Consider the following 13,253-nt stretch of genomic DNA (forward strand, 5'->3'; position numbering starts at 1 on the left):
GTGATTTCGAATGAAAAAAGAATGGCAACAGCCTCAACTGGAAGTACTGAACGTCAACCTGACTATGGCGGGTCCTGGCATAGCTAGACCGGACGCGTACCAACCGGATCCGGACGCGACTGAGCACGATGTCGTTAACTACAGCTAATTTATTCCACAGCAATCGTCTCCTCGCATTTTATCATGACCGGATGCCTTTGTATGACATCGTACAGGGGCATCTCCCCCAAAAACTAGCATTTGACATCAATTACGAGGTGATCCCAGTGCCAATGGTTGGCCGCAAAGTTGTGTACCGCTCGTTTGGCCTTCGAATCGAAAGCGAGCTTCCGCTGCCGGAGCTGCCGCTCATGGAGCCGGAGGAACCTCTGCCCTCCCCCGCATTAAACGTATCCTTCTGCGATCTCGGGCCCGCTTGGAGCGCCGCTTCCCCGATCAGCGATTACATTGCGCTCGATGGAGAAACGGTCTATATCCGGGTACCGGATACTGCGATCTTCGCCATGAGACAAGGCAATGACATTCTCATCTCCCCTTCTAAGGAAGGAAACTTGGATAAAATTAGGCTTTATGTGCTTGGCACATGCATGGGCGTCATTTTGATGCAAAACCGTCTATTGCCGCTTCACGGCAGCGCCGTCGCCATTGACGGCAAAGCTTACGCCATCGTCGGCCATTCCGGAGCCGGCAAATCTACATTAACTTCTTCATTGCTGAACCAAAACTATGCTTTGTTAAGCGACGATTTAATTGCCCTTACGCTGGATAAGAGGGGTACGCCATTTGTTTTGCCTGCCTATCCCCAACAAAAAATTTGGCAAGAGACGATCGATATGCTCGGCATGGACGCTGCGGAGCTTAAACCTCTATTCGAGCGGGAAACGAAGTTTGCCGTCCCCGTTCAGGCCCGTTTTTGCAGCGAACCTTTGCCCCTAGCAGGCATTATTGAACTTGTAAAAAGCGACCACGACGCAGCTGCGATTTCCCCTATCGACGGGCTGGAACGCTTTCATACGCTGCTTCAACATACATTCCGCGGCTTTCTCCTCAAGCGGCTTGGACTAATGGAATGGCATTTCAGCACGCTCGCGCAATTTGCGAACCGGATTGACATGCATAGGCTCCATAGGCCGCAAGGAGGCAACAGTCTCCATCGTTTGCACGAACTGATGCTTCAAACTATTCAAAAGGAGCGATCGTCATGGTAATGGCGCATTCGGAAGGGCTTGTCAAAACCGACATTGTCACATCCTGCAAAGAAAATATCGTTAGCGATATGGGCGGGGAAAAAGTGATGCTAAGCGTAAAAAACGGAAACTATTACAACTTGGGTCAAGTTGGCGGACAAATTTGGGATGCCATTGCTGAGCCGGTGTCCATTGAGGAACTGATTGAATCGCTACTGGAGCAGTTTGAGGTCGGCCGCGAGGAATGCGAGAGTCATGTATTCTCCTTTTTAACCAACCTGAAGAAAGAAGGGTTGATCCTTGTTGTTGAGCAAAATGAGAGCGCTGCTCGGGCTTAACCGGCGCGCCGTCTATTTGTATCTGGAGGCGTTCCTTTATCTGGGAGCAGCTAGACTGAAGCTGCTTCGCCCTTTTGCGAAACTCGCCCCCTCGCTCGGCATTCGGGCGGACGTGACGGGAGAGCATTGCGAAGACACTGTTCTGCGCCGTGAGCTGAAGGCGATTTCGACTGCGCTTGATGTGATGAGCCGATATACGTTTTGGGAAAGCAAATGTTTGGTTCGCGCGATCGCGGGCATGAAAATGCTGGAGAAACGCGGCATTTCGAGCACGCTTTATTTAGGCACAGGCAAAGACAAGCAAGGCAAGCTAATCGCTCACGCCTGGCTGAGAAGCGGGCCCATTTATTTAAGCGGCGCCAGCGAGATGAAAAACTTTGTTGTCGTCGAAACTTTTGCCAACCGGGCCGTTTGAACTCTACTGAACCAAAGAGGAGCTGGCTTTATGAAAGTTGTCCTTCATTATATTAAAAGACTGCATGATTATTCGGGGGCCGCACTTTATCGCAATGTTTTCGGCATGGTAGCCAGCAGCTTTCTCGAAAGCGTAGGCGTGCTGCTGCTCGTTCCTCTCCTCGGCCTCATCGGGCTCGTCAGCCTGGATATGGGCGGAGGCTATTTTTTATGGATATCGGAGCTTCTAAGCGGATTTTCGCCTGTAACCGGACTTTGCATCGTGCTTGGCATATATGCGGCCGCGACCACTCTCCACAACCTTATCCATCGCTACGTCATGATTCGAAATGTTGAGCTGCAGGGCCAATTCGCCAAATATCTCCGGATGGAAACATACCGCGAGCTGCTGCAGGCGAACTGGCCTTTTTTTCTGGACAAAAGGGGCTCCGATCTCGTCAATGTGCTGACGACGGAGCTGGCCCGCGTGCTGGGAGCTACGCATACCTTTTTGCAGCTATTGGCATCGGTCATTTTTACCATCATTCAAATCGCCATCGCCTTTTGGCTGTCGCCGATGCTTACCCTGTTTGTACTAATCAGCGGCGCGCTGCTTGCACTGGCTTCCAGACGTTTCATCAAAAGCGCCAAGCAGCTCGGGGGCCAAACCTCGCAAAATGCGCAGGACTACTTGGCTGGCATTACGGATCAAATCAACGGAATGAAGGATATCAAAAGCAATGGGATGGAGCGTGCCCGGCTGGACTGGTTGGATGGAGTCACGACAAAGATGTTCCGGGAGCAATCGGCCTACATTAAGCTGCGGATGAACTCGCAATTCCTTTACAAAACGGTCTCAACGCTGCTTATCGCGGTTTTTATTTTGGTATGCTTTATACTGTTTCAAGCGCAAGGAATGCAGCTGCTGACGATTACGATCATCTTTGCGAGGCTTTGGCCAAGATTTACGGCGATTCAATCGAATGTGGAAGCTCTCTCCTCGCTTGTGCCGGCATGCACGACGCTGCTGACTCTGCAAACGGAATGCAGGAAAGCCGCAGAACAACTCGCGGGAACGCTTGCGCCGCATGAGCGGATGAACATTAACCGCCAGATCGAATGCCTGAACATCGGCTTCAAATACAACAAATCCGAGTCCGACTATCAATTGAAAAATATTAATTTGCGGCTGAACGTTCATACGACGACCGCAATTGCCGGAGCTTCCGGCGCCGGAAAAAGCACCTTGATCGATATTATCATGGGCTTGATAGCTCCTGACGCAGGACAAATCTTAGTGGACGGCAGCCCGATTACGACGGAAAATTTGAGAGCTTATCGCGAATCGATCAGTTACGTTCCGCAAGATCCGTTCTTATTTCATGCGTCGATTAAAGAAAATATGGAGCTTATCGCTCCCGGAGTAAGCGAAGAGGACATTTGGGAAGCGCTCGCTTTCGCCTCATGCGAGAAATTTGTCCGCGGATTGCCTGACGGAATTCATACGGTCATTGGAGATAGAGGGGTAAGACTTTCAGGCGGGGAAAGACAGAGGCTCGTGCTCGCCAGAGCGATTATTCGCAAACCGTCCATTCTTGTGCTGGATGAGGCAACAAGCTCTCTCGACGCGGAAAACGAACGCAATATTCAAGAAGCCATTGAACGGCTTAAAGGTTCCATGACGATTATTATCGTCGCTCATCGGCTGTCAACGCTGCGCGCGGCGGATCGCGTTTTTGTTCTTCAAAACGGACGGATCGTGGAAGAAGGCGGCTTTGCCACACTGGCGAGGGATCAAAACAGCTACTTCGGGCGGTCGCTTCAATTGCAAACCGAGTCAGGCGTTGTCTCTTTTTGACAGGCCCCGTTTTCAGAAAGGCTTAATTGCGTCATTTTGACTTTCGTATTTATTATAAATTCGTTATAATAGAAAAAATAACGCAACGAGCAATAACGGAGGGGTCTGTATGATCGGACAACGCATTCAAACGCTACGGAAACGCAAGGGCCTCTCATTAACGGAGCTGTCCCAGCGTGCAGGAGTTGCCAAGTCGTACTTAAGCTCTATAGAGCGGGGCCTCCAGCAAAATCCTTCGATACAATTTTTGGAGAAGATAGGCGAGGTACTGCATGTGCCTGTAGAGGAGTTCGTGAACAGCGAACAACCCGAACGAGCCGGCGCTTCGCTCGATCGGGACTGGGAAGAGCTGGTCCGGGAAGCGATGGCCTCCGGAGTCAGCAAGGAGCAGTTCAAAGAATTTTTGGAATTTAATAAATGGAAATCCGCACGCGAATAGCGCTGTATATTTTATACAGCGCTTTCTTGTATAAAGGAATGCCCTTCCTCTTGAAGGATACGCAGAACTTTGCTCACTTCTTCGACAGTGAGCCCTTTTGCGCGGGCATATAACATCAGCTCTACCCACTCCGCATCCAGTTCCTGCTGGTTGTCCGACTTAAATCGTATCATCCTCATATCCCCCATTTCGTCGGGGCCGGTTGCACCACTGACTCCATGCGTTTAAGGTGCCCAGATACTAAACGCATTTCTCCGTCTCCCATCTCCTTAAGATTGGTCCACGATATCCATCATAACTGATTCGTCTTGCATATACTGTCGGTTCGTGTCTCCAAAATTTGATAGATTGTTTCTCAATTTGTCGAAAATGTTAGAAAGTCATTTTCGAAATCGCATTCATCATCCATTTTTTCGGAAGTCCCGTTCGGTAGTGGCCTCTTCCGAGCTTATACAAATAGGTGCTGTCCTGGAATCGAATAGCGCGAATATAATCCGGCGGGCACCGGCGGGCGGCGGAATCGTCGCTCACGCATTCTTTTACAACGGGGTGGGCGCAATAGCCCGAAATGGCAGACAACCGCTCTTGTCCCGACAAGCTCCCTTGAAACAAGTTTTGCAGGCAGGCAAGCAGCGTATTGAGCAACATGAGGCGAATACCGGTATAGTAGTCGTGCAAACGGTCGGGGTAAAAGGCTTCCACCACTTCCTTCTGAATCCCATAGCCGCTGACGATATCTTGAAAAAGATCCGGCATGTAGCGGCTCGTCAGCCCTCCCGCTCTGTAGTAATAGAGGGCGTCCGGAATGACCTTTACGGATTTGGCATGAAGGAACGTTTCCAAATTAAAAAACAAGTCATCTCCGAAAAAAGCGATGCGGGATGCGTAATTGCCGCTTGCGGCAAGCAAATCCCGTTTGTACAGCTTGCCGTGAAGCTGCGGCGGGAAGGGATGTCCATGCAAAAAAGCGGGCACAAGCTCGCTCCGAACCTCCTGTTCCCCATACAGCTTCTCCGTTTGAAAGTAAGAGCTTCTATTCATCCTTTTGGGCCAGGCCGTTTCGGAGAGCACCTTGTACGTATTGCATACCGCGATGTCCGCGTTGTCGCGTCTGGCTGCCGACACCAATTTGTCCAGCATCGCGGCATCAATCCAGTCGTCCGCATCAACAAACATAATATAGGGCGATGCCGACAGTTCAAGCCCTCTGCGTCTGGCGGCTACGCTGCCGGAATGGCTTTGGGAATAATGCCGAATCCGAATGTCCAGCCTTTCGTAATCCTGGCATATGCGGGAGCTGTCGTCACTGGAGCCGTCATCGATGAGCAGCAAGGTCCAGAATACGAAGCTTTGGCTTAAAATGGAGCGAATGCAGCGATGCAGCTTTTGCCCGGCGTTGTAAACCGGTACGATAATACAAACTTCGCTCACGGACAGCACCTCGACCTTGCGGAATTAGTAGCTCTTATCCCTTCTGTGCTAGCGAGACCAGCTCCTTATAGCCGCCGGGATTCATCGACTGCCAGCGCCACGTGTCAGCGCACATAGCTTCCAAATCCCGCTCCGCCCGCCAGCCCAGCTCCTCGTTCGCCTTTTGCGTGCTTGCATAACAAGCGGCTATATCGCCAGACCTTCTTGCCGTCACGCGATACGGAATAGGACGTCCGGACGCTCTCTGAAACGCGGCAATCATCTCCAGAACGCTATAGCCTCTGCCTGTTCCCAAATTGTAAGTGTATAAGCCAGAGCCTTGTTCAATTTTCAAAAGTGCCTTAAGATGTCCAATCGCCAAATCCGTCACATGAATGTAGTCTCTTATACCTGTGCCGTCCACCGTCTCATAGTCATCTCCGTAAACGGCCACCTCGGCCAGCTTGCCGACGGCCACTTGCGCGATGTAAGGGACCAAATTGTTGGGGATGCCGCTTGGATCTTCCCCGATTCTCCCGCTGCTATGCGCTCCAACCGGATTAAAATAGCGCAGTATCGCCACGCTCCACTCCGGTCTCGCTTGGCATAAATCCATTAATATCTGCTCAATCATTTGTTTCGTTTGTCCATAAGGATTAATAGCGCCAAGCGGAGCGTTCTCGTCGATCGGCACCGTTTCCGGGGCTCCGTATACGGTTGCGGACGAGCTGAATATGAGCTTTCGTACACCGTTTGCTTCCATTACTTCGCATAGCGTTGTCGCGCTCATTAAATTGTCATGATAATACTTGAGCGGAGATTGCACCGACTCCCCTACCGCCTTCAGCCCTGCAAAATGAATGACGGCATCGATTCCATGTTCTTTAAACACATGGTCCAGCGACTCACGATCCTTCAAATCGATAAAATAAGACGGAAACGACCGGTTTGTTATTTCCCCAACACGCTTTAATGCTTCTGGATGGCTGTTAGACAAATTATCGACGACAACAATGTCAAAGCCCGCGTTCAGCAGTTCAACGCATGTGTGGCTTCCAATATAACCTGCTCCGCCCGTAACGAGTATAGCCAATGTGATCTCCTCCGCATTCTGTAATAAGAACTTTCGTTCTTTATAAAGAACATTGTAGCAGATAGCTGCGTTTTTGTCTCTAATAACGAACAACTTTGGGCAAGTTTTCCTAATAGCGAATATGAATGTACACCGCTCTATCTTCTTTCATATAGTGTCAAGAGCAACTATTTTCCGCCCAAATGAGAGGTGAGCCCATGGCCGCAAATCAAAACGGTTACCTTGACGTGAACGGACAACCTTTTCTCGTTTATGATGATACGCAATTGCAAGCCGATATGAACTCTATCCTTGATACGACGACGGGCAAGCTTAAACCTTCCGCATTTCCAGCCGGATACGGCCAGCAAGGGCCGACGGGTCCAACGGGGGCGACGGGACCGCAAGGGTCGGCCGGAGCGCAAGGCGTCGCGGGCGCGACGGGAGCGGTTGGACCCGCTGGGCCGACAGGGCCTCAAGGGGCAGCCGGAGCGCAAGGACTCGTGGGCGCGACGGGAGCGGTTGGACCCGCTGGGCCGATAGGGCCTCAAGGGGCAGCCGGAGCGCAAGGCGTCGCGGGCGCGACGGGAGCGGTTGGACCCGCTGGGCCGACAGGGCTTCAAGGGCTAGCCGGAGCGCAAGGACTCGCGGGCGCGACGGGAGCGGTTGGGCCTGCTGGGCCGACAGGGCCTCAAGGGGCAGCCGGAGCGCAAGGAACTGCTGGAGCAAAAGGAGCGACGGGGGCAACTGGCGCGACGGGGCTTACGGGTTTCACCGGGCCAACTGGCGCTACTGGAACGACGGGTTCCACCGGGCCAACGGGAGCCACTGGACTGACAGGTTCCACCGGGCCAACAGGGGCCACTGGTCTGACGGGCTCCACCGGGGCAACAGGGGCCACTGGACTGACAGGTTCCACCGGGCCAACAGGGGCCACTGGAACGACGGGCACCGCCGGACTCATTGGTCCGACAGGGGCGCAAGGGCCTTCTGGTTTGAAAGGAGCAACCGGAGCAACGGGACCGACGGGCTTCACGGGGCCAACTGGCGTCGCCGGGGCGCAAGGACTCGTTGGAGCACAGGGCGCTGCCGGGGCAAAAGGGGCTACGGGAGCAACAGGACCTGCCGGAGCACAAGGCGTCGCCGGGCCGACTGGCGCCACTGGGCCGCAGGGGCCGCAAGGCGTACCGGGAACCAATGGCGATGGGGCCGCCATCACTTATTTTATAGAGACAGAGAGATGGGGCATCGTTCCGGGACTTCCGAGCAAGCCTTATACCATTCAAAATTACGTGCAGGCAGACTCTAATATTCAAGGGCTGAACAACGCTATTGAATGGGCGGCGGAAAACGGATATAACAACTTGGTGCTGCCGCCGGACGAATATGCGATTTGTTACCCTAACAGCATCATGATTACACAAAGCAATTTAACCGTTGATTTTAACGGCTCCACGCTGAAAGTCATCTACGATTCCGAGCTGAAATCGCCGTTTGACACAAGGCCAGGCGCTACTGATTTTTTCAACTTCCCTACCGCTGCTAACAACGGCTTTTGTATCAAAATACAAGGCGCTTACAACTCCCATGTCAAAAATTTAGTTTTAATTGGCTGCAAAGCTGATCGGAGCTTCGCCTCGCCACAGGAAGCAACGCTAGAGGGCACTTACGGCATTTTGATTACAAAAGGCTCCTCCTACTGCTCTGTCCGCAACTGTAAAATCAGCAGTTTTATGGGCGACGGAGTGTCGATCAACAACGTCTCCCCTTACGATTACGCCGAATTTGCTCTCGGGCTTGCGGTGGGCGAACTGGATCGCCAAACGGGCGCCGTTATCGCCGCAACGGGAAAAACGCTCGTGTCGCAAATGATCAATTTGCCGGCCGACCCGTACAACTTTTTCCTCATTGCGGGATCGGGCTACGCTAGGCAGACTGCCATCAACATTAAAGAAGTCGATATCGCCTATTACGCTGCGGACAACTCTTATTTAAGCCGCTATGACAACAAAAAAATATACGCCCCCATCTCCATCCCGCCCGATGCCAAAAAGTTCAGGTTCGTCTTCAATCAGGAAACGCTCACGACAAAAAATATGCAAATCACACTCAAATACGGCCTCACGCCGCATCATATCCTTATTGAAAGCAATGAAATCTATAACTTGCACAGAGGCGGCATTACACTCGGCGGCAATTACAACACTGTCCAAAACAATGTCATTCACGACGGCACCGGGCTGCTCGACCACAAGCCTATTTTTACCGATCCGACTCGCTATGGCATTAATCAGGAAGACTCCTACGGGGAAAACTGCGTCATTCGCAACAATGTATTTTTTAATCTGTTCCACGGCATTCTTATCGGATGCTGGTCGATTGAAATTCATAACAATCATTTCTACAACCTTGGCGGCGTCGGCATTAATTTGTACTCGCTTCAAGTGGCTCAGGTGAAAGAAAACTTCCTGTACCGCTGTCAAAACGGGATCGGGCTTATGACCGCCCATTTGCCTAACGCCTATGCCAATATCGAAAGCAATACGCTTGTCAATACCGCCAACGCAAGCTTGAGCGGCTCGGGATACGACGTTTATTATCACGGCAATACGCTTATCGACACTTCCAACTTTACTTTGCAAGACGACGACAAATTTATATGCCGCAACAACCGGTTTTTATGGACGGAATATTTTACGGGCTCGCCGATCATTATGGCCAATCGAGTGGAAAACAGCACCTTCGAAAGCGCCGTCATCCAAAGGGAGGTTTATTTCCGGGTCAACAAAACGGTGGGCTCCATCTTTACAAACCTTCATTTGCGAATGGAGACAAGAAATCAAGCGACCTCTCCAGAGACGGTTTCGTACACGGATTGCCGCTTTCGAAAAAGCTTGCTGAACAACCACATTTTTGGCGCTAAGCAACGCATCGCTTTGCTTACGGGCTGCAAGCTGTCCGATTCCGTCGTCAAAGTCGGAAACATCAACACGCCAGGCGAATCGCCTATCACTAAGCTTGCAGACTGCGACTTGATTGCAACCGCCAGCACCTACTGCTTCCAAGGGGAATTTAATACCGGCTACGGCTGGATAGAAGCCGATGGCTGCAGATTCCGCATTGAAAACGCCGGGTTCGCTTTCCTGCTGACCAATGTATTCAACATTACCGCTACCATCAGTCTGCTGATCAAAAACTCTCATTTCACGTACACCGGAACTACGCCGCTCGCGCTCCAGTACTACAACAGCGTCAACAAAAAAGCCGTCAAAACGTTTGCGAGCGCACGCAATGTATTTAAGCAAATCAATTTACCCGCGCCGGAAACCGGCGTCTATATCGACTATGATCCCGCTGTACGAGGACCTGCTCCTCCCGATTCCGGGCATTGGTTTAAAGGCGATCTGTACGGGAATGCGGCTCCCGCTGCCGGGGCGTATGTCGGCTGGGTTTGCGTAACGACAGGCATTGCCTCCGGAACGGCTTGGGCCGCTTCCACCGCCAAAATGAAAGGCGACCGGATTCAAGCGGGCGGGTTTGTTTTTGAAGCGATGCTGAACGGGCAGACCGGAACCTCCACACCCGTATGGCCAAGCGCGATGGGAGCCTTAATCTCGGACGGAAGCGTCACATGGCAAAAGGTCGCGAGCCAGGCCGTATTTCGGCCATACGGCGTTATCGCTTAAACGAATAAAATAGAGGCTCATTCTGCGGGAACGAAAGTCACCGGGAATGGCCTCTTATTTTTTGAGCGTTTGCAGCAGACGGACTGGCAAGCGGTTCCGCAAAGGCGCAAACTTGGACGCAAACGATAGAGCGATCGACAGCAAATAGGCAAACTCGGACGTTCTGAAAAAAAGAAGAAGATAGATCGTATTGACGGTCAAAACAACCATTACCCCTTGCGCCGCCAAAGTCAAAAAGCTTGTGCCCGGCAATAAGCCGATGAGCGCTCTGGACGCAAACAAAGCGGCAAGTCCCGCCAAGCCATATAAAAAGTAAGTCATATAATAGAGGCGAAGCGGCTTATGAAACACCTTTTTGTATACAAGCATAGGCGTCGTCCAAAAAGGAACGGCCAGCGCGCTCGCAAAACCTCCCATAAACACTCCGATCAGCCCGTACGATTGCAAGAAGAAATAGGAGAGCGCCAAATTCAAAACCGCCTGAAAGATTGGAGCGTACCGGTCCTCGTGAAAAATGCCCGCTGTCGTCTTCACCGTCGTAATCGTATTGCGCATCCCGCGTTCATAAAACATGGCGATCAGCACAACGAGAATCCATTGTTCCATTAGAAATTTTGGCCCAAGCCATACCGAAATAAGAGGCTGTATGAGCAAATACATGCCGATGGCGAGCAAGGAGTACAACCAAAAGTTCAACAGCAGCATCACTTTGTACACTTGGAATATTTTATCCTTGCTTTCTTTAGCCACTAAATTGCCTACGCTGTGATACATGCTGCTGAACACCTGGTTCAAGAAGGTTCGGCTAATATCGATCAGCATTTTGTAATTGGCATAGATGCCGACTGCGGTAATGCTGATAAACGTGGAAATGAGAATGCTTTCGACGCCGAAAATGAAATACGCACCGACATTTTGCAAAAAGATCGCCTTCATGTTTTTAATAAAGCTGGCTTTCGTTTCGGTATCGAGCGTATCGGCTGCGCCAAACCGGAGATAAGGATATTTCCGGTCGACCATTCGGGCGAGCACAATGGAGGTCGCAATCGTAATGACGGTGTCCACCAGCAAATAGAGCAAATAATTTTCCGTATAAAAAAGAATCGCGATCCGAACGGATGTGGACAGTATCGAGGCCAAAGAATATGCCAATGTCACGATATAATTTTTTTGGTTGACGTTCAAATAAGAATGTTTGTACACAAACAAATACGGAACGGCCGTGTTGGCCAAAAAAAGAAGATAAACCCACTCCAAATGCTCCACTCCGGCTTCTCCGGCAATGAGATCCAAAAACGGCAGCGCGGCAAGGCCAAGCGCCATCACCACAATAAAAATAATCCGGTACGTATTGCGGTACAGCTTCATCAAAGCGAGCACTTTAAGCCGGTTCCGCTCCGCTACAGGCTTGTACAAATTGTAAACGATGCTGGACCCGATTCCCGCTTCCGTAAGCGTCAGCATAGCAAGCAGGCTTGTAAACAACGCATTGACGCCAAGGTAATCGACGCCAAGGCTGTTAATAAAGACGGTTCGCGAAACAAAGCTGAGCACAGTAATAATGAGCTGATTCAGCAAACCGGCCGAGACGTTGAGCAGTGTATTTTTGATTCTCATGGAGAAGCCCATTCATGGCGTTTCCCGTTTGCGGAGCCCGCCTGCCCCTGCCCCCGGTCATGGCTCTCGCGAAGCGCTCTTTGCCCGAGCCTCGAAGCAAATCCTTGAGCAAACGGCAGCAAGCCGAACTGTGTGGAATAAACGCCGATATCTTTTGTATCCCCTTGCGAAAAGTCGACCGCGCCGTCTCTGCGCGTCGCGCTCCTCAAAAACGCCAGCGAGCGGAGTGCCCCGTTTGCGGCGGATTCTTCTATTTCTGCTATTTCCGCTGCCCTGGCCAAATACCAGCCCAGCATAGCCGTGGCCGACGAGTCCGCCCGGCATTCGCTCCTTGTTACCGTCCAGTTCCACGCGCCATGCGGCTGCTGGCCGTTCAAGACGGCTTTCGCAAAGGAGACGATTATCGGCCGCAGCTCTGCCCTGAACGCATGATTGCGGGGCAGCTCATCCCACATGTCAATCAGCCCAATCGCAAACCAGCCGAGCCCGCGTCCCCAGCCGACAAGCCCTAGCGGACTGTGGCTTCTGGCGTCATAAGCATGGAACGGCAGCCCCGTCTGCTCATGAAAGCCAAACCTCACATAAGCGCGGATTTGCTTCATCGCCAGCTCCAGAGAGGAGGGATCGCCAAACTTCATCCCATAGGCTACCAAAAACGGGCATACAAACCCGATCGTATCGACATAACGATAATGGCTCATCGACTTCCGGTACCGAACCGTTTCATCGTCGCCAACATGATCGAGAAGCAGCTTATGAATGTTATCCATCGCCGGCTTATAGGCTTCAATCTTTAGGCCTGGAACCTTCATAACGGCATAGGCCAAAATGGCCGAGTCGACATGAAGAGGCGCTTTTTTCCAGTTGCCCCCGGCATCAAACTTCGAAGCCAAAAAAGCATCGATCTCCGCCCGAACGGCTGACTGTTCCTCTCGCTCCAGCCCTTCCGCGAGCCCCAGCAGCAAAGCCGCCTGCTGCCAATCCTGCAAGGCCGACGCCGAATATTGCCCTTTGATCCGGTCGATTACGGTAAGCCGGGTATTGTCGGTTACTTTTGCAATGGGCGTGTCGTTCAACCATTTCAGGCTCCTCCGGGCAACGGAAACATGCCATTTCCCCTCTTCGGGATGTCTGCCGATATGGATGCGGCCAAGCCAAGTGCCCGCGATCGGCATAAAATCCAGCAGCAGTACGGCCCCCACAACAATGATCAATAGAACCGCCGCGGCAGCTCCCGCAACTTCGATGCCCAT

12 protein-coding genes and 1 riboswitch are annotated in these 13,253 nt (G+C 51.8%); of the genes, 7 read left to right on the plus strand and 5 right to left on the minus strand.

Going from position 1 to position 13,253, the window contains the following annotated elements; genetic code table 11:
* The first annotated feature begins 10 nt into the window (after positions 1–10).
* The 6 genes from ACFQZE_RS10340 to ACFQZE_RS10365 all read left to right on the plus strand — a co-directional run bounded on the left by ACFQZE_RS10340 (position 11) and on the right by ACFQZE_RS10365 (position 4,215).
* Positions 11–148, plus strand: coding sequence for a paeninodin family lasso peptide (locus ACFQZE_RS10340; protein ID WP_379356452.1), 138 nt, complete (start codon positions 11–13; stop codon positions 146–148).
* A 124-nt stretch (positions 149–272) separates the two neighbouring features.
* A complete protein-coding gene (locus tag ACFQZE_RS10345) occupies positions 273–1,208 on the plus strand; it encodes an aldolase (RefSeq protein ID WP_379357028.1) in 936 nt (311 codons plus the stop codon).
* Positions 1,202–1,525, plus strand: a complete 324-nt coding sequence (locus ACFQZE_RS10350) for a lasso peptide biosynthesis PqqD family chaperone (RefSeq protein WP_379356454.1) — start codon at positions 1,202–1,204, stop codon at positions 1,523–1,525. Before ACFQZE_RS10345 ends, ACFQZE_RS10350 begins: the two co-directional genes overlap by 7 nt.
* Entirely contained in the window at positions 1,503–1,940 is a 438-nt protein-coding gene (locus tag ACFQZE_RS10355; RefSeq protein ID WP_379357030.1) for a lasso peptide biosynthesis B2 protein, read from the plus strand. The genes ACFQZE_RS10350 and ACFQZE_RS10355 overlap by 23 nt, the downstream gene beginning before the upstream one ends.
* Before the next feature lie 30 nt (positions 1,941–1,970).
* A complete protein-coding gene (locus ACFQZE_RS10360; protein WP_379356457.1) occupies positions 1,971–3,776 on the plus strand; it encodes an ABC transporter ATP-binding protein in 1,806 nt (601 codons plus the stop codon).
* A 109-nt stretch (positions 3,777–3,885) separates the two neighbouring features.
* Positions 3,886–4,215, plus strand: coding sequence for a helix-turn-helix domain-containing protein (locus tag ACFQZE_RS10365; protein ID WP_379356459.1), 330 nt, complete (start codon positions 3,886–3,888; stop codon positions 4,213–4,215).
* An 11-nt stretch (positions 4,216–4,226) separates the two neighbouring features.
* On the opposite strand, the gene ACFQZE_RS10370 is transcribed toward ACFQZE_RS10365, so the two are convergent.
* From ACFQZE_RS10370 to galE, 3 genes are all read right to left on the minus strand, one after another.
* Entirely contained in the window at positions 4,227–4,388 is a 162-nt protein-coding gene (locus tag ACFQZE_RS10370) for a hypothetical protein (protein WP_379356461.1), read from the minus strand.
* A 16-nt stretch (positions 4,389–4,404) separates the two neighbouring features.
* Positions 4,405–4,486, minus strand: a riboswitch (cyclic di-GMP riboswitch).
* 101 nt (positions 4,487–4,587) lie between these two features.
* Positions 4,588–5,646, minus strand: coding sequence for a glycosyltransferase family 2 protein (locus ACFQZE_RS10375; RefSeq protein ID WP_379356463.1), 1,059 nt, complete (start codon positions 5,644–5,646; stop codon positions 4,588–4,590).
* A gap of 34 nt (positions 5,647–5,680) precedes the next feature.
* Entirely contained in the window at positions 5,681–6,718 is a 1,038-nt protein-coding gene (gene galE, locus ACFQZE_RS10380; RefSeq protein ID WP_379356465.1) for a UDP-glucose 4-epimerase GalE, read from the minus strand.
* Positions 6,719–6,915: 197 nt separating this feature from the next.
* On the opposite strand from galE, the gene ACFQZE_RS10385 reads away from it, so the two are divergent.
* Complete coding sequence (locus ACFQZE_RS10385; protein ID WP_379356467.1) at positions 6,916–10,383, plus strand: right-handed parallel beta-helix repeat-containing protein; 3,468 nt, start codon at positions 6,916–6,918, stop codon at positions 10,381–10,383.
* A 54-nt stretch (positions 10,384–10,437) separates the two neighbouring features.
* On the opposite strand, the gene ACFQZE_RS10390 is transcribed toward ACFQZE_RS10385, so the two are convergent.
* Both ACFQZE_RS10390 and ACFQZE_RS10395 read right to left on the minus strand, forming a co-directional pair.
* A complete protein-coding gene (locus ACFQZE_RS10390) occupies positions 10,438–12,000 on the minus strand; it encodes a lipopolysaccharide biosynthesis protein (protein ID WP_379356469.1) in 1,563 nt (520 codons plus the stop codon).
* Positions 11,997–13,253, minus strand: coding sequence for a glycoside hydrolase family 88 protein (locus tag ACFQZE_RS10395; protein WP_379356471.1), 1,257 nt, complete (start codon positions 13,251–13,253; stop codon positions 11,997–11,999). Before ACFQZE_RS10395 ends, ACFQZE_RS10390 begins: the two co-directional genes overlap by 4 nt.

It is taken from the genome of Paenibacillus sp. GCM10027627 (assembly GCF_042675505.1).
Lineage (GTDB): Bacteria > Bacillota > Bacilli > Paenibacillales > Paenibacillaceae > Pristimantibacillus.

Bases quoted from the DNA above. Each gene is read 5' to 3' on its own strand.
- ACFQZE_RS10340 (WP_379356452.1), top strand. From the start codon at position 11: ATGAAAAAAGAATGGCAACAGCCTCAACTGGAAGTACTGAACGTCAAC.
- ACFQZE_RS10345 (WP_379357028.1), top strand. From the start codon at position 273: ATGGTTGGCCGCAAAGTTGTGTACCGCTCGTTTGGCCTTCGAATCGAA.
- ACFQZE_RS10350 (WP_379356454.1), top strand. From the start codon at position 1,202: ATGGTAATGGCGCATTCGGAAGGGCTTGTCAAAACCGACATTGTCACA.
- ACFQZE_RS10355 (WP_379357030.1), top strand. From the start codon at position 1,503: ATGAGAGCGCTGCTCGGGCTTAACCGGCGCGCCGTCTATTTGTATCTG.
- ACFQZE_RS10360 (WP_379356457.1), top strand. From the start codon at position 1,971: ATGAAAGTTGTCCTTCATTATATTAAAAGACTGCATGATTATTCGGGG.
- ACFQZE_RS10365 (WP_379356459.1), top strand. From the start codon at position 3,886: ATGATCGGACAACGCATTCAAACGCTACGGAAACGCAAGGGCCTCTCA.
- ACFQZE_RS10370 (WP_379356461.1), bottom strand. From the start codon at position 4,388: ATGATACGATTTAAGTCGGACAACCAGCAGGAACTGGATGCGGAGTGG.
- ACFQZE_RS10385 (WP_379356467.1), top strand. From the start codon at position 6,916: ATGGCCGCAAATCAAAACGGTTACCTTGACGTGAACGGACAACCTTTT.
- ACFQZE_RS10390 (WP_379356469.1), bottom strand. From the start codon at position 12,000: ATGAGAATCAAAAATACACTGCTCAACGTCTCGGCCGGTTTGCTGAAT.
- ACFQZE_RS10395 (WP_379356471.1), bottom strand. From the start codon at position 13,253: ATGGGCATCGAAGTTGCGGGAGCTGCCGCGGCGGTTCTATTGATCATT.